The following is a 21,511-nucleotide window of genomic DNA, read 5'->3' on the forward strand; positions in this document are numbered from 1 at the left end:
TCTCATGACATTGGTTCCTCGTTGTCAGGCTTGCGGGCGTAGGACGTGAGGCGATCGGCGAGCGCGATGACGAGGTCGCGTAGTTCATTGGGGCGCTCGATGACGAACGGCCGGTCGAGTGAGGCGAGTACTGGAGGCAACCAGTTGAGCCGCTCGGCCCGCAGCTGGACGCGCAGCCAGTGCTCGGCCGCCGGGTCCTGGCCGGCCGCGGGCTCGTGTTCCTCGATGCTCGCGACGCTGGCGGGGAGGTGCGCGCGGATCTGCTCAACTGTCCCGTGGATCCGCAAGGTCACCTCATGCCGGTACTCGGCTGTGGCGAATCCTGACAACACGCGCTGTGTTGGACCGGGACCCGCGGGCGCTTCGAATGAGCCGGGCAGGGTCCTCGCGTCTGCGATGCGATCGAGCCGGAAGGTTCGGTCCTCGCCGAGCTGGGCGTCCTTGCCCGTGACGTACCACCGGCCCTCGTGGGCGACGATCCCGTAGGCGTGCAGTGTGCGTTCGCTGCGCCGTCCGTCGCGGTCGGTGTAGCGGATCGAGACCGGTCGGCGGTGGCGCACCGCATCGGCGATGGTGAGCAGGAGCCCGGCGTCCGGGGTGTCGAATTCGCCGGGCTGATCCGTGAAGGCGAGGGCGTCCAGGAGTGTGTCGAGCCGGCGGGCGATGTGCTTGGGCAGCACCCGCCGGATCTTCGCTGACGCCGTCTCGTTTGCCGTGCGCTCCGTCGTCGTCAGCCCTGTCCGGCGGCCGGCGACCAGGCCGAGCAGCACGGCCAGCGCCTCGTCGTCGCTGAGCATGAGGGGCGGCAGGCGGTACCCGGGAGCGAGCCGGTACCCGCCGTAGCGGCCGCGCAGCGATTCCACGGGCACGTCCAGGTCGATCAGCTGGTCCACATACCGCCGCACAGTGCGCCCTTCGACGCCGAGACGGTCGGCCAGTTCGGCCACAGTCCGGGTGCCGCCCGACTGCAGCAGCTCCAGGAGTGTCAGCACGCGGCCGGTGGGTCGAGGCACGTTCGCAGCCTAACGCGAATACAGGACCGATTCTGTCCACTATTTCTCCTAGCCTGCGACGTATACGCCTCCAGCACCAGCCAAGGAGATTCCCATGGACTTCGTCTCGATCCGCATCATCACCAGCGACGTCGCACGCCTCGTCGAGTTCTACGAGCGAGCCACAGGGATGCAGGCGACGTGGGCCACCGACGACTTCGCCGAACTCAAGACCGCGGGCGCCACCCTCGCGATCGCCAGCACCCGCACCGTCCCGCTGTTCGCCCCGGGCTCTGCCCGCCCGGCGGACAACCACAGCGTGATCACCGAGTTCCTCGTCGACGACGTGGACCGCGTTTACAACAACCTGACCGGCTTCGTCACCGACTTCGTCAACGAGCCCACCACGATGCCCTGGGGTAACCGGTCGCTGTTGTTCCGCGACCCCGACGGCAACCTCGTCAACTTCTTCACCCCCGTCACCCCGGCGGCCATCGAAAAGTTCGCACGCTGACGCCACGCACAGCTGCTCACGCGGAGCCCCGAGATCCCAGTGAACGCGGCCGCCGAGTCCAGGAGCGCCACCAGCAGGGGACATCGGAACGCACCGCTGACCCCCGAAGGACGTCTGCGCTTGTGCCTGCGGGTCGATGCCGGACGTCCGATCGCACACATCGCTGCGGAAGCAGGAGTCTCCCGCCGCTGCCTGGCCAAGTGGTACGCCCGCTGGCTCGCCCACGGCGAGGACGGCCTGACGGATCGTTCCTCCCGGCCCATCGCCAGCCCCAACCGCACGAGCGAGGACATCGCCGATCTGGTAGAGGCGCTGCGGCGCCAGACCAAGTACGGGCCCGCCCGGCTCGCCGCCGAACTGGAGAGGCTGCACGGCATCACCGTGGCACCGGCCACCGTGCACCGAGTCCTCGTCCGGCGAGGGCTCAGCCGCCTGCGCGACCTCGATCCGCCCAACGGCGAGCAACTGCGCGAAGTCGTCCGCTACGAGCACGACCGGGTTGGCGACCTGGTCCACGTCGACGTCAAGAAGCTCGGTCGCATCCCCGCCGGTGGTGGCTGGCGTATGCACGACCGCGGCACCGAAGCCGCACGGGCCTCCAAGCGCACCGGTCCCGGCACCGGGAAGGTCGGCTACACGTACCTGCACATGGCGATCGACGACCACTCCCGGCTCGCCTACACCGAGGCTCTGGACGACGAGAAGGCCGTGACCGCAGCCGCGTTCTGGCATCGTTCCATCGCGTTCTTCGCTGCCCACAACATCACGCCGATCCGTCGCGTCCTCACCGACAACGGCTCCTGCTACCGCTCTCTCGCCTGGGCCGCTGCCCTGGTCGTGACGGGAACGAAGCACAAGCGCACCAGGCCATACACGCCGCAGACGAACGGGAAGGTGGGGAGGTTCAACGGGACGCTGGCCCGCGAGTGGGCCTACGTGCGCGACTACACCTCCGAGCAGGAACGCAGGGCCGCGCTCGCGGACTTCCTCAACTACTACAACCACGAGCGCCCGCACTCCGCGCTCGGAGGTCGGCCACCCATCAGCCGGACCTCCGGCAGCAACTACCGCATCGTGTTCGACCAGCCACCGAAGCCGCTCGACACGATCCCGCAGCAGCTCACCTTCGAGGACGCCGTGGAACCAACGTCCTGAGACCCCACACCTAGTCTAGGATCCGGCGACTTCGCGAGGAACTGTCAAGACTTGTGGATGAGGAGTGGTTGCCTGCTGGCAGGCGAAGGGACTTGAGTCTCCAGTAGGGGGAGACACAAAGGTGGGGACATGGACGGCGACACGCTCTACTCGATCGGCGAACTAGCTCGACGGACCGGTCTCACGGTCAAGACCATTCGGTTCTACTCCGATCGCGGAATCGTGGCGCCGACGGACCGCAGCCCGGCCGGCTACCGCCTCTACAGCATCGACGCCGTCGCACGCCTGGACCTCGTGCGGACCCTGCGCGAGCTGGGACTGGACCTGCCCACGATCCGCAAGGTCGTGGACTGCGAGCTCTCGCTTCCCGAGGTCGCCGCAGCGCACGCCGAAGCACTGGCAGTGCAGATCCGCGTCCTGCGCCAGCGGCGCGCGGTGCTGACGGCGGTGGCCGAGCGCGGGTCCACACTTGAGGAGACGGAACTCATGCACCGGCTGGCCCAGCTTTCTGAGGACGAACGCAGACGTCTGATCGGCGATTTCCTCGACGCCGTCTTCGGCGGTCTTGACGCCGCCCCCGCATTCGCGGGGGTCATGCGCTCGATGACCCCCGAGTTGCCCGACAACCCGGAGGCAGAGCAGGTCCAGGCGTGGGTGCAGCTGGCCGAAATGTCCCTGGACCCGGGTTTCCGCGCCGTCGTGCGGCGGATGGCCGAGGACCAGGCCGCCGAGCAGACCCGAAGCGACATGATGGGCCCGCGCCGCGACATCGCCGCAGCCGTCCGTGACCAGGCCGGCCCGGCCCTGACCACAGGCATCGACCCGGCCTCACCCCAGGCCGATCCGATCGTCGCGAAGTTCACGGCGCACTACGCGCACCTCCTCGGCCGCCCCGACGATGTCGAGCTTCGCCGCCGGCTGGCAACTCGGCTGGAGAGCGTGAACGACCCACGCAGGGAGCGATACCTCCAGCTGCTCGCAGTGGTCAACGGCTGGCCGGCCCCGGAGAGTCTGGCTCCAGTGTTCGATTGGTCCGTCCAGGCTCTGCGCGTCCGGACACAGCAATGACGGGGCGGTCGCAAGGCGCCAGGGGGCGGACGCGGCTGGCGTCGGGTGAAAACGCCGCCACATATGATCGGTTGATGAGTGCTCCGGTCGTACTTCAGGTGGCCGCGTCGCCGGTCTCTCCCGCTCTCGTTCTTCGCCCCTGGCGCATGGCGGACGTTGCCGCATTGGTCGAGGTGAGCCGGGATCCCGCACTGCGCCAGTGGGCGAGCTCTGTCGTGGACAACGATGCCGACGGGACGCGCTGGGTGCAGGCTCAGCAGCAGGGCTGGGCAGCGGGGGACCGGTTCGGCTTCGCCGTCCTTGAGGCACAACCCGGTTCAGTTCGCGAACAGTTGGTGGGCAACGTGGTCCTCAAGGAAGTCACCTCCGGCAAACCGGCGGCCGAAGTGGGCTACTGGACCGCGGCGCACGCTCGCGGGCGGGGAGTGGCCTCCCGCGCTCTGGAGGCACTCACCAACTGGGCCTTCGGCACCTTCGAAGCCGACGGGCTGGAGCGTCTCGAACTCCTGCACCAGGTGGACAACCTGGCATCGTGCCGGGTTGCGCAGAAGAGCAGCTACGACTTCGACACCATCCTGCCCGCGGCACCGCCCTCCTTCCCCCGCGATGGCCACCTGCACATACGGCGCACGAGTGCCTGAGACCCTCCCGGCTTCTGCGGATCGGCTGAGGCTGCTCACGCCGAGAGGGTCTCGGGGTGTTCGACGAGGTGGCCGCGTTCGAAGCGCGCCCCGGCACGGACCAGAGCGACGAGGTGGGGTGCGTTCACAGCGCGCCAGCGTGCCTGGGCTGACTCGACCAGCTTGAAAACCATCGCCAGCCCGGCGGCCCGGCTGCCGGCACCCTTCGTCACCTTGGTCCGCAGCCGCACGGTGGCGAACGTCGACTCGATGGGATTCGTGGTCCGCAGATGAATCCAGTGCTCGGCGGGGAAGTCGTAGAACGCCAGCAGCTCGTCCTCATCGTCCACGATCTTCTTGACCGCCTTGGGGTACTTCGCGTTGTACTGCTTGGCGAATATGGCGACGGCTTTGCGGGCCTGCTCCTTGTTCTCGGCGTTGTAGATGTCCTGGATGGCGCGCTTGGCCGCGGGCTGGGCCGACTTCGACAGGGAATCGAGAACATTTGCGGTTTTGTGAACCCAGCATCTTTGTTCGCGAGTGTCGGGGAACACCTCGGCCAGGGCCTTCCAGAAGCCGAGCGCGCCATCCCCGACGGCCAGCACCGGGGCGTGCATCCCCCGGCGGGCACAGTCGCGTAGCAGGCCCGCCCACGCCTCCGTCGACTCGCGATATCCGTCGGCCAGCGCGATCACCTCCTTGGTGCCATCCGCCCGCACGCCCATCACCACCAGCACGGCAGCCTTGGCCTCCTCCAGGCGTATGCGCAGGTGAATGCCGTCGGCCCACACGTACACGTAGTCCGTGGCCAACAGATCACGGTCCATGAAGGCAGCGTGGTCGGCCTGCCATTGGGCCGTCAGCCGCGTGACCGTGGCTGGCGACAGCCCGGCCGAACTGCCGAGGAACTGCTCCAGCGCGGGCACGAAGTCCCCCGACGACAACCCATGCAGGTAGAGCAGCGGCAACACCTCGCTGATCTTCGGGGACTTCCGGGCCCAAGGCGGCAGGATCGCCGAGGAGAACCGCCTGCGTTCGCCCGTATCGAGGTCGGTGCGCTTGTCGTTCACCCGCGGGGCCTTCACCTCCACGGTCCCGGCTGCGGTGGTGACCTTCCTCGGCTGGTGATAGCCGTTGCGCACTACCAGCCGCCGCCCGTTCTCGTCCCGCTGGTCGGCCAACTCGGTGATGTATGCGTTGACCTCGGCTTCCAGCGCGGCGGCCAGCATCCTGCGGGCGCCCTCCCGGACGATCTCGTCCAGCAGCGACGACCCATCTCGCGTGGCGCCGTCTTCGTTGACTACGGTGAGCATGAAGGTGCCTTCCCGACCGACGCCGCGAACGTCGGTCTTGCTCGGTGACCTATCGATCAATCGCCCGGAAAGGTACGTCCTCCCGGGGCCGATCCACAGGATCTGAGCATTGCTCCGACTTCGCTGATGCCGTGACCGCGAAGGCTCACCGGTTTGGCCGGGCTGCGCAGGGGAGTTGACGGCGCACGTATGGTGGAGAGGAAACGCATCAACGCCCGCCCGCCCAGGCTATGAGCTGGCCGGGCCGAACGGGGGAAGAAAGGTGCGTGCCCGATGGTGATCGGGCTCCTTTCCACTATTGCTGCTGTGCTCTACGGGGGCACGGTCTCGATCCTCGCTCTTACTGCGACCTTTGCTCGAGACCGCACACTGCGACGTGAAGCGCGCAGCACCCTTGCCGTCCTGGTACCGGGAAGGGTGGAGTCGCAGCAGGTAGACGGGTCTTCGATCTTGAGCGGTGCGCCTGCTCAGGACCTCTGACGTTCGTCACGCTCAGTGAGGGCACCTGGTGGCTGCTGCGGGGGCCGCAGGCGCGCCGGGCCCCCGGGGCACTACACGGCTGCGGTCCCTCTCCGGGACTACGGGTGCAGCTTCTCGCCCTTCGCCAGCATCGCTACGTACTTCTCTATCCGGCGCGCCCGGGTCTCGGGCTTCTTGGCGTCTTGGACCCGGTACAGGATCGCGTAGCGGTTGTGCCGGTCCAGTGTCTCGAAGAACGCCGCCGCGGTCGGGTCGGCGGTCAGGGCCGCCGCGAGGTCGTCCGGCACCGTGGCGGTCTTCGCACCGTCGTAGGCCGCCTCCCAGCGTCCGTCCGCCTTGGCGCGGTCGACCTCGGCCTGCCCCGGCGGACGCATCCGGCCCTGCTCGATCAGGGCGGCCGCCTTGTCCCGGTTGACCTTGGACCACTTGCTGCGCGGCTTGCGCGGGGTGAACCGCTGCAGCCACCACTGGTCGTCGAACGTGGCCTTCTGGCCGTCGATCCAGCCGTAGCAGAGTGCCGCGTCGAGCGCCTGGGCGTAGTCCAGCGCGACGATTCCGGGGCCCTTCTTGCGAAGCTTGAGCCAGATGCCGGACGAGACGGCGTGGTTCTCGCCGAGCCATGCCTGGAATGCCTCGGCGGATTCGAATGCGACGATCTCCAAGTCCTGAGTCACCCCAGCAGCGAACCACACCCGGCCGATTGCCATGACGCATTCGGGCACGGTCCCGGATGCGCGATGCCCGTGGACCTGCGTGAGCATCTCTGTTCTCGACGCAGAACGATCATGCAGGAGCCACGGGCTTGCTCATCGATACGACGTTGCTGCTCGACCTCGACCAGGTGTCCCTCGCACGGGTCGAGCGGCCGGCCGACCAAAGGCGCCGAGTTCACCTGTTCACGGCCGACGAGATGGCCCGGGGCCTGCCCGGCCTGCGGGGTTTTCGCCACCCGGGTGACGGGCTCGGCGGTGACCCGGCCGCGCGACCTTCCTTACGGCGAGAGCGGATGGGAGTTCCGCCGGCACAAGCGCCGCTGGTGGTGCCGCGAGACCGACTGCCCTCGCCGGTCCTTCACCGAGCAGATCCCGCAGATCCCGGCCGGTGCCCGGCTGACCGCCCGGCTGCGGGGTGAAGCCGGGCGCCGCATACGCGATGCCGGCTCCACGGTCACCCATGCCGCGGGATCTGCACCTGTCCTGGCCGACCGTAATAAAAGCGTTCCGCACGCAGGCCCGCAACGTCACCGAGGCACCACTGCCGCAGGTCGCAGTCCTTAGCATCGACGAGACCCGGCGCGCACGGCCGAGCTGGGAACGGGATGCGGATACCGGCAAGTAGCGCCTGACCCGCAACCGGTGGCACACCGGCTTCGTCGACGCCCCCGGCCACGGCGGGCTGCTCGGACAGGTCGAGGGCCGCACCCTCGCCGACGTCCTGGCCTGGCTCGCCACCACCGACCTGGACTGGACAAAGGGCATCGGCTACGTCGCCATCGACATGGCGGCAGCAACAAGGGGTGAGGGTCGGTGCCTCTCCGGCCGGCTCCTGCGGGAGGAGCCGGCCGGGTGCCGGGTCAGCGTCTGCGGGACCAAGTGCTCCCGATCCCCGCAACGTGCAGGGCCAGAGCGGTCAGCCCCAGGAGCATGACGTTGACTGACGAGAACGTGTGATTGGTACTGATCTCAGCTGCGTTGATGAGGAACGCGATGAAGAACAGAACCGCCGCGACCATGCCGAGCATGACAAGCCCCTCTCGATGGGAAGTGAAACCCGTATGCCCGGCCACCGGCCCCCCAGACGTGGACGGCACCTTCGAAATAGCCGCACGCCCGCCCGGCAGGAACCCGGCCGGGCGGGCGCGGCGGCCGGCGGCTCCTCAGGCGTGGGCGTGGCGGGTGCCTGCCGCCTTGTGATGAAGGTTTGCGGTCTTGTGGGGGGCCGCGTGGCGGGCGGGCCGGCCTGTCGCGGGGACTGCGAGACGCCGCAGGGTCAGACCCGCGGTGGCGAGGAGGCCGGTGAAGACCGCCAGGAGGAGGACGGACACCCACATCTGCCGGCTCCCGGGGGCCTGCCAACCGGTCCAGGCCGTGGATCCCGCCCACAGCAGGACACCCACGGCATAGAAGGAGCGGACGCGGTGCAACTGCCGCACGGCCCGCAGAAACTCGATGCGTTCAATCTTCGATGCCATGCGGGCCGTGTACCCCCGCGGACACTGTTCAGCAGACCAGGCTCACTAGCCGCCTAGGTCACCTCTGCTCTTGCTGCCGGGTGCCTCCTTCGAAGTCACGGCGCACTGCGGCCCCATGGTCTTCCACCAGCCCTGCACTGTCAGGCAAGTCCAGGACGGCGCCACAGTGCCTGCACAGTTTCCCGTCCTCGGCGGGCGTGCCGCAGGCCTTGCAGAACCGGTTGCCTTTGCTGTCATCAGTCTTCTGTGTCATGGCTCTCCCCGGCAGGCTGGGCTGTGATTGGACAGTGATGAATGCGGAGTACCCGCGGCTTCCGTGTCGATTCTCCGAAGTGTCTGCTTCATTTTTACTGCGCGACAGGGTCTGGAAGCAGACGGCTTAGAGGTTCTGGGAATCCGTGACCCGCTGCAAGGGGGTGATCCAGTGTCCCCGCATCGGAGGTGTGAATCCGGTGTCTCGGTGGGCAATGCGGGCGGATATCCGGTGCCGACAGGCTAGTTGCCCGCGCCTTGGTGTGTGAGAGCTGCCGTCCGGCCCGCAGGAGCGAGTAAATCGAACGGCTGTGAAGGAACTCCGTCCTCATCAGCCAGAAGCCGTGAACGCAGTGCTCCGGGCGCTCGAATCGCCTGCACGATCTATGGTGCCGGAGCGAGGGCTTCGGGCTCAGGTCGTCATGGCGACCGGATCGGGCAAGAGCCTCGTCGCTGCCCGCAGCGCGCAGGAGCTCCGCGCGGGTCGGGTGCTGGTGCTCGTGCCCTCGCTGGACCTGCCCGCCCAGACCATGGCCGCGTGACGCGAGGGCGGCCGCACAGGCCCGATGATCGAGGTCTCGTCCCTGCGCAGCGAGGAGGCGTCCTTCCCGAACACCACGGACGAGGGCGAGCTGGTCGACTGGGTGCGGCCGCTCGACAAGGTCACGGTGTTCGCCCCGTATGCCTCGCTCGGGCACGGCACACTGGAACGCGCGCACGCCGCCGGCCTTCCGGGGTGGTCGCTGATCGTCGTGGACGAGGCGCTGACACGATCAGGATCGTCACCACGGCGACCGGGTTGCGGTCCCAGCGGTCGCCCTCCTCCAGGTAGCGGAGCAGTGCGCGGGAGCCGTCGGCCCACCCGCCGTGGCGGCCGATGCACTCCAGGTCATCACCCGGCCCGGCGGGCGGCACCCTCGAGCCGGGTGACGACGTCAGCGGCGGCCTTGGCGGCCATGCCTGTAGATGCGGACGAACAGGGGGCCGGAGGTGCGGCTGGCGGCGGCGAGCGCAGCGACCAGGGCGCGCACCGGGCAGGTGGCGGGGCGGGAGCCGTAGGGGACGGCGACCTCATCGTGGCGCTTCAGCTTGCGCCGGTAGACGGAGACCAGCAACCCCCGTGCCGGAAGACTTGGAGTGATGGCCAGGGACCCCTTGGATCTCATGGTCAGCCCCTCAGACGCCCGTTGTCCGGTCGTGCGACCTCGGCGAGGTATTCGTCGATGCGCTTGCGGACCGGCGACTCGTCGCCGTAGTGGTCACCCAGTGCACGGAGGAACCTCAGACCTTCCTCGTCGTCTGGTTCGAAGCCGGCGAATGCCACGATGTCCTCGTAGTTCTCGAGATGCCCATCGAGGGCGACCCCGGGAGTCTCGTCAAGACCTCCGATCAGGGCGTGGACGATGTTGGCCACGAACCGGGAGTTGCCCACCTGTTCGACGGCGAAGCCGACCAGGTCTCCCCTCGACAACGTGAGCTCCCTGTCCCAGTTCTCCTCGGAGAAGTCCTCCCAGTACGCGTTGAGGCCCGGTCGTACCTCTCCTATGCTCTGGCTTCCCCGGCCGCTGGAGATGCCGCCGCCCTCGAAGTCGTAGGACACCGTGAGGAAGCTGCGGTTCAGCTGGATCTCCTCGTCGTCCACGGGGATGACCACCCAGTCGCCGTCGGCCGTGTCGGCGGCAAGGTGTGGTGTGCCGTTGATGTCGAGGCGCAGCGGTGTCAGGTCTTCGTGTCGGCGGATGAAGTCCTCGTTCGCGCACTCGTAGTCGTCCCAGTCCTCTCCGTACAGCTCCTCCCAAGTGTTCTTTGCGGGGCTGGCGGTGAAGCGGATGGCATCGGCCACGGCGTGCGGGGCGGAGGTCGAGATGTCCACGGCGGCCGTGGGCGGGAAGGTAAGAAGGTCCGGGACCACGGCCAAGGCGAGAGCCAGCGGGTCGCTGCCGGGCTCGTAGGTTCCCAGCACGGTCACCGCGTCCTGAGCCGGTCCCTCGTCCTTCAGCAGTTGAAGAGCTCCGTCACGTACGCACAGCGCATACTCCGTCTCCTCGCCCTCGACGGGTGACACGCAGATCGTCAGGAGGGACTCGAGCGGCATGGTGGAGACGGCATGTCGCCAGCCTTCCCCGAAGAGGGCGGGGCCGTCGTAGGTGGCCACGAGCATGTATGCGTCGTCGCCCTCCCCCAAGGTATGCGGCGGTTGCACGGGGAGGATCCTTGGCCGGGCACCGCGGTAGTGGCGGATGATCAGTTCGCGGGGGTCCGGGCCCGTGCCCGCGTAGAAGGCGAGGGCGTGTCCTCGTACGAGCAACTGGTCGTTCCAGCGCAGCTCCGCGGGATCCTTGTCGTACAGGGTTGCCAGAAGGAACTGCCGTGCCCGGCGGGGGTTGAGGCGCTGCAGGGGTGGCCAGGAGATGTCCGCGTTCGTGCACAGTGGCGTGAAGGTATCCTTGTCCCCGTTTCCATCAGCTCGCTCCGAGGCTCGCCCGTCCTCGTCCTCGAAGTCGTCGTCGGACTCGTCGAAAACGCCCTGCGGCTGATCGACGACGGCCTGCACCGGGCGGGGGTTGGGGAACACCGACACCAGCGTCGCCGATCTATAGCGGGCGCTGAAGAGCTTGGTGCTGGGCCGCTCGAAGCGGTCGACGGGGCGTGCCAGCAGGCGGCCGTCCATGGTCCGGTAGAAGGCCACGTTGACCTCCTTCTCCAGCCATTCTTCGAGTTCGTAGGTCGAGCCGAGGTCCCCGTCGGGAGTGATTTCGGCCGTTTCGAACAGGGTTTCAGCCTCGCTCCGATCGAGCGACTCCAGGCCCTCAACGGCCGCGGACGCCGCCCTGAGCCGCTCATCCTGCTCCTCGAAGACCCGGTCGGGGATGGAGACGCCGACGAGGTAGCAGCCGTTTCCGGCTCGCCAGTTTGAGGTGAGCTCATAGGAGGCGTCCAGGAGCACCTCCTCGGCGGCGTCGCAGACAAGGGCGTCGATCTCCGGGTCTGCTCCCGGAACACTCCCGGAAGGCAGGTCCGGCAGGTTGAGCGCCTCAAGGGTGGCGGCGTTGCCGGGCTGCTCCGAGATCACCACGATCGAGTAGGTGCCAGAGCTCCCGTTGCGCTCGACACGAGCGTACGGGGAGACGGTGGTGTCTTCGAGGTGCACGGGATTCTCTTCTTCCTTGTCGGGCGTCCTCTGGCGGGGTGGACGGATGCGGACGGCGCTCCTCTTCCGCACCCGCAGATAGGGCAGGACACGCTTGCGCACAGGATCGGCCGAGGCAGGCCTTCCGCGCGGCCAGCGACCCCCGCAGTCGGGGCAGGCGTACAGCGACGGCTCGGGGTGCACCTCGTGGACGATGACGTGCAGGACCCGGTTGGTCACCGGCTGGCGACCGGACTCAGGCGAAGCGCCCGCGCCCGGCGCGAGTTCGGTATCCAGTGATGCGGCGCAGTGCGGGCATCGCGGGGGTGGGGCCACGTCGGCACTCCTCAGGTCTGTTTGGTGGCCCCTCGGCCGATGCCGTGGAGGTCTGTGCTTGCCGCCGACGGTCGCCCCTGAGCACTTCCGCTGGCCACCCTAAGCACCGAAGTCGGTCGCCCCTAGCCAAAAGCTGAGGGGTTCATCGGTCGCTGGGAGTAGGTCCTGCGCCTCAGGCGCACTTCGCGCCTGCTGGCTAGGGTCGGTCCTCATGGAGACCACGGGAATCGTTCGCCGCCAGACGGCGGAGCGTATGCGCGACGCTGTGGGGCGGCTCGTTACCGAGCGGGATGTATGGGTGTCGACGGCTCACCCTGATCACGGGCCGCACCAGGTGCCGCTGTGGTTCTTGTGGGATGGACGAGCAGTGTGGATGTGCACAAGCGCCACTTCCGTGACTGCGCGGAACGTCCGCAAAGAGCCGCGCGTGCGCCTGGCGCTACCGGACACCTTCGACGTGGTGCTCCTCCAGGGGGAGGCGGAGTGCTTCCCGGACCAGGAGGTGCCCGGAGACGCAGCGGAGGCCTTCGCCGACAAGTTCGGATGGGATCCGCGCGTGGAAGAGGGTTCATTTCTGTATGTACGCGTGGCCCCGAGGACTGTGCGCGCTTGGCGCGGCGAGCCGGAACTACGGGGGAGAGTCATCATGCACGACGGAATGTGGCTGGAATAACGGCCGTCCCTCGCCGACGCGCCTCCCTCGGATCACGATCTACAGCTGGAGTATTAATGGGCAATTTGCCCACTTCAAACGCCCTCCCAGAGGGCGTTTATGCAGGTCAAGCCCGAAATGCGACTCTCGCCCATGCCCTGCTTTGAGGGCTTTCATCCCATAGGCGGCGAATGGCGCTCTCCCGGGCGGAGGCTCGGCCGTCCGTTTCGTTCGTTTCCACGCCTGGATATCCGTCTGGTTTGAAGTTGCCGTGGAATCACCCAATGAACGACGGAACCGAGCCCTCCGCCTCGCACGTGATCACGCTACGCCGTGAGCGAGCGCAAGCCGTACCCCCTACAGCTGGGTGGAGAACCTTGCCCAGTTCCTGCGGCGCCGTGCCGGCACCTCGCAGGCCACAGCAGACCACGCGTGGCACACTGCGGCCGCCCGGGTGCTCGGCCAGCGCAGGCTCGACCAGGCCGACGCCGTCGAGCCGGCCGAGCACGCCAGCGCGGCCGACTACGTTGCTGGCACCTTGCGCGAGGCGCTCTTGGCTTTGTGGCAGGCCAGAGTGGACCAGGAGCTCACGCCACTCTCCCCGGCCGCCGCCCGGGACCTCCACCACCTCGCGGACGTCCTCGGCCTCAGTGAGGAAGCCGCCGCCAGGCTTCCCCAGGTCAGCTCCGAGCTCAGAGGCTGGCGCATCGTGCCGATCGGCACCGCACCCGAGGTGACCGAGGTGACCACCTGGGCGGCCCCTGCACGGCGCCACGATCGGTAAGCGCCCCTCCAAGACCACCCGCTTGCTCATCGCCGATCTCATCACAGGCAATCACGAATCGGACTCATGTTCGGCCAGCTATTGCCATATGACCTATGGGTTCATATGTTTTGGAGCCATATCGCTCCCCGAAAGGTTCCCGTCCATGAGTGGCATCGTGTCACCGGACCAGGATGCCGCGGACGCCGCGCAACTCGCGGCGCTCGGCTACAAGCCCCGACTCACCCGGGCGCTCGGTCTCTGGTCCAACTTCGCCGTCGGCTTCACCTATCTCTCCCCACTGGTCGGCGTCTACTCGGTCTTCGACTACGGCCTGGCCACCGGCGGTCCGGCCTTCTTCTGGACCATCCCGGTGGTGCTGCTCGGACAGGGCCTGGTGCTGCTCACCTTCGCCGAGGTGGCCTCGCAGTACCCGCTGGCCGGCGGCATCTACCAGTGGGCCAAGCGCCTGGTCGGGCCGAAGTACGCCTGGCTGTCCGGCTGGATGTACACCTGGGCGCTGCTAGTGACCATCGCTTCCGTCGCCTACCCGATCGCCACGTACGCGGGTCCGCTGCTGGGTTACCAGGTCAACCACGGGAGCACGGTGATCACCTGCGTGGTCGTCATCCTGTTCTCCGCCGTGATCAACCTGCTCGGCGTGCGGCGGCTCGCCTTCGTCGCCAACATCGGAGTCTTCGCGGAGGTCGCCGGCACCCTGGTGCTCGGCGGGTACCTGCTCTTCTTCCACCACAAGCAGCCCGTCAGCGTCGTCATGCACACCTTCGGCGCGGGTGGCAGCAGCGGCTACCTCGGCGCCTTCCTCGGCTCCTGCCTCTTCGCGGTGTGGATCTTCTACGGCTTCGAGGCCTGCGGCGACATCGCCGAGGAGGTCAAGGACCCCTCCCGCAAGGTCCCACGTGCGATGGGCATGACGCTCGGCGTCGGCGCGGTCGCGACCGTCGTCCTGACACTGGGCCTGATCCTGGCCGTGCCGGACTTCGGCGCGGTGATCAGCGGCAAGTCCGCAGACCCGCTGGGCGACGTGCTTGCCGCCTCGCTGGGCACCGCCGGCAGCAAGTTCGCACTCGCGCTAATCGTGGTCGGCTTCGTCTCCTGCACGCTGGCGATCCAGGCAGCGGCCACCCGACTCGTCTACTCCTACGCCCGCGACGGCGTGATCGTCGGCGCGAAGTGGCTCTCCAAGCTGCACCCGACCTTCCACATGCCCCCGGCCGCCACCGCCGTCACCGCCGTGATTCCCTCGGCCTTCGCCTTCCTGCCGTCGGCGACGGTCACGCGTATCATCACCTTCTCCGTCGTCGGCATCTACATCGGCTTCCAGTCGGTGGTGCTGGCCTCAATCATCGGCCGTTCACGCGGCTGGAAGCCGGCCGGCGTGTTCACCCTGGGCCGCTGGAGCTGGGCCGTGAACATCGCGGCGCTGGCCTATGGCGTGACCGCGATCGTGGTGCTCTCGATCAAGACGCCGCCGAACGGCACCAGCTTCTTCGACCGCTGGCTGGTGCCCATCTCGGTGGGCATCGTGGCGGCCCTCGGCGTGGTCTACCTGATGGTCTTCCGGCCCAAGGAGCAGATCACGGAGGAGGACAGGTCCGAGAGCGCAGCCGAGGGCTCGGGCGAGGCCCCGGTCGCGACCGACCACTCGACCGCGCTCACGAACGGCTGACCGCCCTGATCGCCGCGGCCAGGGCCCGCGCACCCTGGCCCGGCGGGGGCAGCATCGCCCTCGCCTGTCCCCTCGCCACAACTTCCTCTGCCTCGGTGAGGTGTTGCGACGATCAGTTGAATCCGCCGCGGCTTTTTTAGGAAGGTAACTTCCAACTCCAGCTCGCGGTTGCGTTGCTCGAGTTCCTTCAGGCGCGCCCGCTCGTTTACCGTCAGTTCCGCGTCGGGAGCCGGTTCCTGCTGCTTCTGGTGCTTCTGGTGCTTCTTGACCCAGCCACGTAGCGTCTCCGGGTTGAGCTCAAGTACCCGGGTGACTTCGGAGATCGTCTTGCTCGACCTCAACACGATCTGGACGGCTTCCTCGCGAAACTCCGGCGAGTACTTACTCGGTGGCGCGGACTTCTTCCTCGTTTCCTGTCCAGGACAACCCTATTGGGCCCGGGCAGTGGGCGCGCTTGCCGTCATTGATCCCTCGCGATGCCAGTGACGCGGTGCGCGCCCCAGTGAACGCGCCTTCTACGGCAACCAGTTCGCGACCATGGCCCCGATCTTCGACCACTACGGCGTCCAGGTGTGGGTGCCGGAGCTGGGCGGCGCGGTGGACCCGCACACCGCCGGGCAGGAGGAACTGATGATCCTGCTCGGCATCCTGTCCAAGCGGGAGATCACCCGCGCCCGGATCCGGGTGCGCGCGGCGATGACCGTTCAGACCCGGGACCACGGCCGCTACCTCGGCGGCCGTGGCGTCGCTCACGCTGCGCTGCCTTCCACGACCGTCAGCGGGTCCTCGACGTCCGCCGAGGACAGCGGGATCGGTGTGAACATGGGCGGCTCCTGGTCCGGCGTCAGCGCAGTCGGGCCGTACAGCCAGTCCACGAACGAGTAGTCGCAGGTGTCGCGGGCGCGCAGCAGCACATTGCGCTGCACTCGGCCGACACCGTCGAGGTGCCACAGCTCGCCCCACTTCCGGGACGTGGTCACCACGCGGCGGCAGTGCTCGGGGCGGACGGCCCCGTAGGCGGCGAGGGCGGCGTCCCAGTCGACCGTGCCGTCCTCGGCGCGGTGGCGGGCAACGTGCTCGCCCAGCACCCAGCCGTCCTCGATCGCCATGATCGCGCCCTGGGCGATGTACTGCAGCGGCGGGTGCGCGGAGTCGCCGAGCAGTGTGATACGGCCGTGCACCCAGTTCATGATGGGGTCGCGGTCGAACATCCGCCACCACTTGTCCCGCCACATGAACGGCAGGCCGTCCTGGACGAAGTCGCAGGTCTTGGCGAAGGCGGCGTCGAGCTCGTCGGGTGTGCCCCACTCTTCGTGGCCGGCCAGCGCCTTCGACGACTCGAACACCGCGACTTGGTTGAGCAGTTCACCGCCGCGCAGGCCGTAGTGGACGAAGTGGCAGCCGGGGCCGACGTACACCACGACCTCGCCGAGGTCGACGGACCTCACCCGCAGCAGCTCGGCGGGCACGGTGCCGCGGTAGGCGACGTAAGCGGAGGAGACGGGCTGGTCGTCGACAAGCAGCTTGCGGGCGACGGAGTGCAGACCGTCGGCCGCGATCACGAGGCCTGCCTCTTGGGTGTCACCGGAGGCGAGGGTCACGCGGGCGCCGCCGTCGGTGTTCTCGTACGAGGTCACCTCGGCGTCGGTGATCAGTTCAACGCCAGCGCGTTCGCATGCGCGCAGGAGCAGGCCGTGCAGGTCGCTGCGGTGGATGACCAGGTACGGGTAGCCGTAGCGCTTCTCCAGGTCGCGCAGGTCGAGCCGGGTCAGCTCGGCGCCGTCGACGGCGTCGCGCATGACCATCGAGTCCGGGACGACACCGAGGCTCTTGGTCTCGTCCAGGAGGCCGTAGTCGTCGAGGATGCGGGTGCAGTTGGGGGCGAGCTGGATGCCGGCGCCGACCTCTCCGAAGGCGGGGGCGCGCTCCAGCAGGCGGACGTCCAGGCCCTGGCGACTCAGGGAGAAGGCGGCGCCGAGGCCGCCGATGCCGCCGCCGACGACGATCACATCAGGATGGGACATGGCTCGACTCCTCTACAGCCACGGGCCGAGCCGGGGAGCATCGGCGAGGGGGTGTGGCCGGCCGGCCAGCCAGGCGGCCACCTCGGGCAGAGGGCCGTCGGGCAGCTCCGTCAGCCCACGCGTGGTATTGATCTCGGCGACCAGGGCGGTCAGGAAGCCCTCCGGGAGGTCGGCGAAGGAAACGCCGGTGGCGAAGTCGACCGCGTGGACGCAGGTCTCGCGCGACCGCATCCAGGGCAGCTCGGTTGCGGGGACGGTGCGGCCCTGAGCGGTGACGACCTTGTTCCGCCACTGCTCGCCGGTGAGCCGGTCCAGCCCCTCGGCGAGCTTCTGCGCGGAGGCGGTCAGCCAGGAGCGTAGCTCCTCGGTGGACAGCGTCGGGCCCTTGGCGATGCCGGCGGCGCGCTCCTCGGCGGAGGCGTACATCGGCGTCTCCTCACCGGTGGCCGCCCAGTGCACCAGATTGCACAGGGCGTCGGCGTTCGCGGCGACATGAGCGGCGAGGTGCTTGCGGGTCCACCCTGGCAGCGCGCTGTCGGCCATGAAGCCGACCTCGTCGAGCTCCGCGACGGCCTTGATTACGAGCTCGGTGCCGGTGCGGGCCCACTCGCGCGCGTCGGCGAAGGTGCGTGCGGTGTCCGTCATGCCTCGACCACCTTGTTGGTGCAGGCGCCCAGGCCGGAGATCTCGGTGACTACGGTGTTGCCGGGAAGCAGGAAGACCTTGGGGTCGCGGGCGTTGCCCACGCCGGCCGGAGTGCCGGTGGCGATGATGTCGCCCGGGCGCAGGGTGATCACGGTGGAGATGTACTGCACCAGGAAGACCGGGTCGAACAGCAGCGTGCCGGTGTCGTCCTGCTGCATGACCTGGCCGTCGACGACCGTCCTGACCTCGAGCGCCGGGCGGACGCCGCCGGCCTCGTCGGGGGTGACGACGTAGGGGCCGACCGGGGTGGAGGCCTCCCAGATCTTGCCCTGGGTCCACTCGATGGTGCGGAACTGCCAGTCACGCACCGAGATGTCGTTCATGACGGTGAAGCCTGCGATGGCGTCGGCGGCCTGCTGCTCGTCGGCGCGGCGCACCTGCTTGCCGATCACGACGGCGAGTTCGACCTCCCAGTCGAACGCCTCGGTCTCGGTCGGCTTGACGATGTCGTCGTTGGCGCCCAGCAGGGTGTCGGCGAACTTCGGGAAGAGGGTCGGGTACTCCGGCAGCTCCCGGCCCATCTCCTTGATGTGGTTGGTGTAGTTGTGCCCGACGCAAACAACCTTGGACGGGTTGGGGACGACCGGCGCGAAGTCCGCGCCCTCGACCGGGTAGGCGGTTCCGGAGGCGGCGGCCTTGGCCTGCCAGTCGGCCTCGGCGAATAGCTCGCCCAGGTCGGCGTACCCAAGATCGACCAGGAGGTCGCCGTCGAGACGGACCGCCCTGGTGCCGTCGGCGGTGCGGATGGTGGCGAGCTTCATAGTCAGGCGTCCTTGCGGTCGAGCTTGAGCGCCTCGAAAACGGGCGCGTCGGAGAAGCGGAACAGGTCGAGGCCGTCCTCGTCGGAGTCGGTCGCGCCGGCCTCCGACTTGACGGAGAGCTGTTCCCAGGACGGGACGACGAACAGGTCGCCGCGGCCGACCGTCCAGGACCTGTCGCCGACGGTCACCACACCGGAGCCGTCGAAGACCTGGTAGACCGACGAACCGGTCTCGCGCACCGGCGCGGTCTCGGTGCCACGGACGATGCGGTGGAACTCAGCCCGGATGGTCGGCAGGACGTCGGAACCGTCGTGCGGGTTGGAGTAGCGCACCGCGGCGTGGCCGTGCTCGACGGTGCCGCCGAAACCCTCCTTCTCCAGCAGCAGCTGGTCGGCCAGGGCGGCGTTGGTGTACTCCCACTTGTAGGACAGCAGCGGGCTGCCCGGCGTGGCCGGGACGGCCGACAGCGGGCGCAGGCCCGGGTGGCCCCATAGGCGCTCGGAACGCGACCGCTCCGGCGTGATCCGCTCCGCGTCGCTGATCTCGTCGCGGCCGAACTCGAAGAATTGCGCCTCGGTGACGTACTGGAAGGGGATGTCCAGACCGTCGATCCACGCCATCGGCTCGGAGGTCGCGTTGTGGTGGGCGTGCCAGTTCCAGCCCGCCTGCGGGAGGAAGTCACCGCGGTTCATCGGCACCGGGTCGCCGCCGACGACCGTCCACACACCTGAGCCCTCGACGACGAAACGGAAGGCGTGCTGGGTGTGTCGGTGTTCCGGGGCGTCCTCGCCAGGCATGAGGTACTGGATGGCGGCCCACAGCGTCGGGGTGGCGAACGGCCTCCCACCGAGGGACGGATTGGCCAGCGCGATCGCGCGGCGCTCACCGCCGCGGCCCAGGGGGACCAGGTCACCGGCCTGCGTGGCCAGCGCCCGCAGCCGCTCCCAGCGCCACAGGTGCGGGGTGGCACGGGACCGCGGGTGTGTCGGCATCAGGTCGCCGATCTCGGTCCACAGCGGAATGAGCAGTTCCTGCTCGAAGCCCCGGTACAGCTCTTCGAGCGCCGGGGTCACCTCGGGTTGCCCCTGCGCGGAGACGGCTTGGAGCCGGACCGGGGAACCCGTCGCAATGTCTTGGGCGATAGAGGACTGAGTCACAGACCACAGCGTGCACCGTGTCTTCCAGGAGAACATGTAGATTCTCGAGAGCAGAATCCGAAGGCAGGCTATGGACAAACCGCTCAAGACACCGCCGTCCTACCCCATCGCCAGCGTGGACCACGCGCTGCGGGCGGCGACCATCCTGCAGATGGAGGGCGGCGCGACCGTGTCGCAGATCGCCGAACGGCTCGACGTCGCCAGGTCGACCGCCCACCGCATCCTGGCGATGCTCGTCTACCGGGACTTCGCCGTGCAGGACGAGGACCGCGTTTACCGCGCGGGACCAGTCCTGGAACTCGCCGCCCACTCCCAGTCCCTCGTGTCACGGCTGCGCGCGGCGGCCCTGCCCCATCTCCATCGCGTCGTCGATCTTCTGGACGAGACCACGAACCTGATCGTGCGCACGGGGGACACGGCCCGGTTCATCGCCAGTGTCGAGTGCCGGCAAGCACTGCGGGTCGGTTCCCGGGAGGGCATGGTGTTCCCGGCCCACCGCACGACGGCGGGGCTGCTCCTGCTCGCCGACCTCACGGACGACGAACTGGAGGAGGTCTACGCCCCCGAGCGCTACCGCGACCGTCCGGCCGACCGCCCGGATATCGCCCGGCTACGGACGGAGCTGATGCGTCTGCGCCGCAACGGGTTCGCCGTCAACAAGGAGCGGTCCGAACGCGGTCTCATCGCCGTCGGCGTGCCGGTGCGCAACCGGAACGGCACCGCGCTGGCCGGTCTGTCAGTGTCGATGCCCAGCGTGCGCTACGACCCGCACCACCTCCAGTCCCTGGTCGCCGCCCTGGATGCCACGGCACACGCACTGGAGAAGGACCTGGCCGAGCAGCACTGAGGGCGGTGTCAGGTTGCGTGAGTCTTCTGGGGCGTATTCCGGTTCGGAGCCTGTCTGGCCGGGATGGTGCGGGTGGTTCAGGCTGCCGCGGGCAGGCCGGCGATACCGGTGATCTGGTCCCAGATCGCGAAGCGGATGATCATCTCGGCTCGGTAGTCGGGTGCGGCAATGAGGTGGCGCCGTGGCCGGAAATGGGGTGAGATGCCGCTGAACGCGGCCAGGAACCGTTGTGCGGCACCGACCGATCGGAGCGTTTCATCGCGCGCTCGCGTTGCCGGGTCGGCTGATGGGATTTCACGGCCGGTTGTTCAGGCCCTTGTGCGAGCGGTGCTCGACGGAGGGCATCACCGCGCGGTGGGTGGCGCTGTAGGAGCGGAGCTTGTCGGTGACGATCCCCCGCGGCACCGAGCGGGTCCTCTTCATCAGCCTCCGGAAGAAGCACCTGACCGCGGCCTCGTCCCGCCGGTTCTGCAACAGGATGTCGAGCACGTTCCAGTCCTGGTCCACGGCCCGCCACAGGTACCGCTGCAACGCTGTTGATCTTGACGAAGACCTCGTCCAGATGCCACTTGTCGCACGGCCGGGGCGCCGACGGCGCAGGACCGCGCCGTAGGCGGGGCCGAACCGGCGCATCCACTGATGGATCGTCTCGTAGGACACCACGACGCCGCGCTCGAGCATCAGCTCCTCAACCTTGCGCGGTATCAGGTTGAACCGGTGACTCAGCCACACGCAGTGGGGGGTGACCTCCGGCAGGAAGCGGAATCCCCGCTACGACGGCGCGTCCACGAGCAGCCCTCCAGCGATCCGGCCAAACGGACGATCAGGCCAGCCGAGAAGGCCTCCACTCAACCCGACAAA

19 protein-coding genes and 4 pseudogenes are annotated in these 21,511 nt (G+C 68.3%); 10 read left to right on the plus strand and 13 right to left on the minus strand.

What is annotated here, in order from left to right; translation table 11 throughout:
• Positions 1-2: 2 nt before the first annotated feature.
• Complete coding sequence (locus tag ABZ876_RS32740; protein ID WP_361788742.1) at positions 3-1,013, minus strand: YafY family protein; 1,011 nt, start codon at positions 1,011-1,013, stop codon at positions 3-5.
• A gap of 94 nt (positions 1,014-1,107) precedes the next feature.
• Here ABZ876_RS32740 and ABZ876_RS32745 point away from each other — a divergent pair, with 94 nt between their 5' ends.
• From ABZ876_RS32745 to ABZ876_RS32760, 4 genes and pseudogenes are all read left to right on the plus strand, one after another.
• Complete coding sequence (locus ABZ876_RS32745) at positions 1,108-1,506, plus strand: VOC family protein (RefSeq protein WP_361788743.1); 399 nt, start codon at positions 1,108-1,110, stop codon at positions 1,504-1,506.
• Between the two features lie 39 nt (positions 1,507-1,545).
• A pseudogene (locus ABZ876_RS32750) lies at positions 1,546-2,556 on the plus strand (IS481 family transposase); the annotation flags it as partial.
• Positions 2,557-2,790: 234 nt separating this feature from the next.
• Positions 2,791-3,729, plus strand: a complete 939-nt coding sequence (locus ABZ876_RS32755) for a MerR family transcriptional regulator (RefSeq protein ID WP_361788744.1) — start codon at positions 2,791-2,793, stop codon at positions 3,727-3,729.
• Between the two features lie 74 nt (positions 3,730-3,803).
• Positions 3,804-4,370 (plus strand): GNAT family N-acetyltransferase, encoded by a 567-nt coding sequence (locus ABZ876_RS32760; protein ID WP_361788745.1) that lies wholly within the window; start codon positions 3,804-3,806, stop codon positions 4,368-4,370.
• A gap of 35 nt (positions 4,371-4,405) precedes the next feature.
• Here the strand turns inward: ABZ876_RS32760 and ABZ876_RS32765 are convergent, their stop codons facing one another.
• Complete coding sequence (locus tag ABZ876_RS32765; RefSeq protein ID WP_361788746.1) at positions 4,406-5,662, minus strand: IS256 family transposase; 1,257 nt, start codon at positions 5,660-5,662, stop codon at positions 4,406-4,408.
• Between the two features lie 578 nt (positions 5,663-6,240).
• Complete coding sequence (locus ABZ876_RS32770) at positions 6,241-6,849, minus strand: YdeI/OmpD-associated family protein (RefSeq protein ID WP_361788747.1); 609 nt, start codon at positions 6,847-6,849, stop codon at positions 6,241-6,243.
• Between the two features lie 78 nt (positions 6,850-6,927).
• Between ABZ876_RS32770 and ABZ876_RS32775 the strand changes: the two genes are divergently transcribed.
• Positions 6,928-7,419, plus strand: coding sequence for a transposase family protein (locus ABZ876_RS32775; protein ID WP_361788748.1), 492 nt, complete (start codon positions 6,928-6,930; stop codon positions 7,417-7,419).
• 296 nt (positions 7,420-7,715) lie between these two features.
• Here ABZ876_RS32775 and ABZ876_RS32780 read toward each other — a convergent pair whose 3' ends face one another.
• Together ABZ876_RS32780 and ABZ876_RS32785 are read right to left on the minus strand one after the other, a co-directional pair.
• Positions 7,716-7,883 carry a hypothetical protein gene (locus tag ABZ876_RS32780; RefSeq protein WP_361788749.1) on the minus strand — a complete coding sequence of 56 codons (168 nt, stop codon included), beginning with the start codon at positions 7,881-7,883 and terminating at the stop codon, positions 7,716-7,718.
• A 135-nt stretch (positions 7,884-8,018) separates the two neighbouring features.
• Positions 8,019-8,333, minus strand: a complete 315-nt coding sequence (locus ABZ876_RS32785) for a hypothetical protein (protein ID WP_361788750.1) — start codon at positions 8,331-8,333, stop codon at positions 8,019-8,021.
• Between the two features lie 563 nt (positions 8,334-8,896).
• On the opposite strand from ABZ876_RS32785, the pseudogene ABZ876_RS32790 reads away from it, so the two are divergent.
• Positions 8,897-9,349 (plus strand): annotated as a pseudogene (locus ABZ876_RS32790) (DEAD/DEAH box helicase family protein); the annotation flags it as partial.
• A 171-nt stretch (positions 9,350-9,520) separates the two neighbouring features.
• Here ABZ876_RS32790 and ABZ876_RS32795 read toward each other — a convergent pair.
• Both ABZ876_RS32795 and ABZ876_RS32800 read right to left on the minus strand, forming a co-directional pair.
• Entirely contained in the window at positions 9,521-9,751 is a 231-nt protein-coding gene (locus ABZ876_RS32795; RefSeq protein WP_361788771.1) for a hypothetical protein, read from the minus strand.
• Positions 9,752-9,753: 2 nt separating this feature from the next.
• A complete protein-coding gene (locus tag ABZ876_RS32800; protein ID WP_361788751.1) occupies positions 9,754-11,955 on the minus strand; it encodes a hypothetical protein in 2,202 nt (733 codons plus the stop codon).
• Between the two features lie 307 nt (positions 11,956-12,262).
• Between ABZ876_RS32800 and ABZ876_RS32805 the strand changes: the two genes are divergently transcribed.
• From ABZ876_RS32805 to ABZ876_RS32815, 3 genes are all read left to right on the plus strand, one after another.
• Complete coding sequence (locus ABZ876_RS32805; protein ID WP_361788752.1) at positions 12,263-12,724, plus strand: pyridoxamine 5'-phosphate oxidase family protein; 462 nt, start codon at positions 12,263-12,265, stop codon at positions 12,722-12,724.
• Between the two features lie 346 nt (positions 12,725-13,070).
• Entirely contained in the window at positions 13,071-13,487 is a 417-nt protein-coding gene (locus ABZ876_RS32810) for a hypothetical protein (RefSeq protein WP_361788753.1), read from the plus strand.
• Between the two features lie 145 nt (positions 13,488-13,632).
• Positions 13,633-15,156: an amino acid permease gene (locus ABZ876_RS32815; RefSeq protein WP_361788754.1), complete on the plus strand. Its 1,524-nt coding sequence runs from the start codon at positions 13,633-13,635 to the stop codon at positions 15,154-15,156.
• Positions 15,157-15,365: 209 nt separating this feature from the next.
• Here the strand turns inward: ABZ876_RS32815 and ABZ876_RS32820 are convergent.
• From ABZ876_RS32820 to ABZ876_RS32840, 5 genes and pseudogenes are all read right to left on the minus strand, one after another.
• A pseudogene (locus ABZ876_RS32820) lies at positions 15,366-15,500 on the minus strand (transposase); the annotation flags it as partial.
• A 405-nt stretch (positions 15,501-15,905) separates the two neighbouring features.
• Positions 15,906-17,180, minus strand: a complete 1,275-nt coding sequence (locus ABZ876_RS32825; RefSeq protein WP_361788755.1) for an FAD-dependent oxidoreductase — start codon at positions 17,178-17,180, stop codon at positions 15,906-15,908.
• 12 nt (positions 17,181-17,192) lie between these two features.
• Positions 17,193-17,825 (minus strand): maleylpyruvate isomerase family mycothiol-dependent enzyme, encoded by a 633-nt coding sequence (locus ABZ876_RS32830; RefSeq protein WP_361788756.1) that lies wholly within the window; start codon positions 17,823-17,825, stop codon positions 17,193-17,195.
• A complete protein-coding gene (locus ABZ876_RS32835; RefSeq protein WP_361788757.1) occupies positions 17,822-18,646 on the minus strand; it encodes a fumarylacetoacetate hydrolase family protein in 825 nt (274 codons plus the stop codon). Before ABZ876_RS32835 ends, ABZ876_RS32830 begins: the two co-directional genes overlap by 4 nt.
• Positions 18,647-18,648: 2 nt before the next feature.
• On the minus strand, positions 18,649-19,803 hold the full coding sequence (locus ABZ876_RS32840) for a cupin domain-containing protein (protein ID WP_361788758.1): 1,155 nt from the start codon (positions 19,801-19,803) through the stop codon (positions 18,649-18,651).
• Positions 19,804-19,873: 70 nt separating this feature from the next.
• Between ABZ876_RS32840 and ABZ876_RS32845 the strand changes: the two genes are divergently transcribed.
• Complete coding sequence (locus ABZ876_RS32845; RefSeq protein WP_361788759.1) at positions 19,874-20,650, plus strand: IclR family transcriptional regulator; 777 nt, start codon at positions 19,874-19,876, stop codon at positions 20,648-20,650.
• 77 nt (positions 20,651-20,727) lie between these two features.
• Here the strand turns inward: ABZ876_RS32845 and ABZ876_RS32850 are convergent.
• Positions 20,728-21,406: pseudogene (locus ABZ876_RS32850) on the minus strand (IS6 family transposase).
• Between the last annotated feature and the right edge of the window lie 105 nt (positions 21,407-21,511).

Origin of the sequence: Streptomyces sp. NPDC046931 (assembly GCF_040644655.1) — a bacterium.
GTDB lineage: Bacteria > Actinomycetota > Actinomycetes > Streptomycetales > Streptomycetaceae > Streptomyces.

What these genes read in the sequence shown, in the direction of transcription:
- ABZ876_RS32755 (WP_361788744.1), top strand. Translation starts at nt 2,791, where the DNA reads ATGGACGGCGACACGCTCTACTCGATCGGCGAACTAGCTCGACGGACC.
- ABZ876_RS32760 (WP_361788745.1), top strand. Translation starts at nt 3,804, where the DNA reads ATGAGTGCTCCGGTCGTACTTCAGGTGGCCGCGTCGCCGGTCTCTCCC.
- ABZ876_RS32770 (WP_361788747.1), bottom strand. Translation starts at nt 6,849, where the DNA reads ATGGCAATCGGCCGGGTGTGGTTCGCTGCTGGGGTGACTCAGGACTTG.
- ABZ876_RS32780 (WP_361788749.1), bottom strand. Translation starts at nt 7,883, where the DNA reads ATGCTCGGCATGGTCGCGGCGGTTCTGTTCTTCATCGCGTTCCTCATC.
- ABZ876_RS32785 (WP_361788750.1), bottom strand. Translation starts at nt 8,333, where the DNA reads ATGGCATCGAAGATTGAACGCATCGAGTTTCTGCGGGCCGTGCGGCAG.
- ABZ876_RS32845 (WP_361788759.1), top strand. Translation starts at nt 19,874, where the DNA reads ATGGACAAACCGCTCAAGACACCGCCGTCCTACCCCATCGCCAGCGTG.
- ABZ876_RS32775 (WP_361788748.1), top strand. Translation starts at nt 6,928, where the DNA reads ATGCAGGAGCCACGGGCTTGCTCATCGATACGACGTTGCTGCTCGACC.
- ABZ876_RS32765 (WP_361788746.1), bottom strand. Translation starts at nt 5,662, where the DNA reads ATGCTCACCGTAGTCAACGAAGACGGCGCCACGCGAGATGGGTCGTCG.
- ABZ876_RS32815 (WP_361788754.1), top strand. Translation starts at nt 13,633, where the DNA reads ATGAGTGGCATCGTGTCACCGGACCAGGATGCCGCGGACGCCGCGCAA.
- ABZ876_RS32745 (WP_361788743.1), top strand. Translation starts at nt 1,108, where the DNA reads ATGGACTTCGTCTCGATCCGCATCATCACCAGCGACGTCGCACGCCTC.
- ABZ876_RS32795 (WP_361788771.1), bottom strand. Translation starts at nt 9,751, where the DNA reads ATGAGATCCAAGGGGTCCCTGGCCATCACTCCAAGTCTTCCGGCACGG.
- ABZ876_RS32830 (WP_361788756.1), bottom strand. Translation starts at nt 17,825, where the DNA reads ATGACGGACACCGCACGCACCTTCGCCGACGCGCGCGAGTGGGCCCGC.
- ABZ876_RS32825 (WP_361788755.1), bottom strand. Translation starts at nt 17,180, where the DNA reads ATGTCCCATCCTGATGTGATCGTCGTCGGCGGCGGCATCGGCGGCCTC.
- ABZ876_RS32835 (WP_361788757.1), bottom strand. Translation starts at nt 18,646, where the DNA reads ATGAAGCTCGCCACCATCCGCACCGCCGACGGCACCAGGGCGGTCCGT.
- ABZ876_RS32805 (WP_361788752.1), top strand. Translation starts at nt 12,263, where the DNA reads ATGGAGACCACGGGAATCGTTCGCCGCCAGACGGCGGAGCGTATGCGC.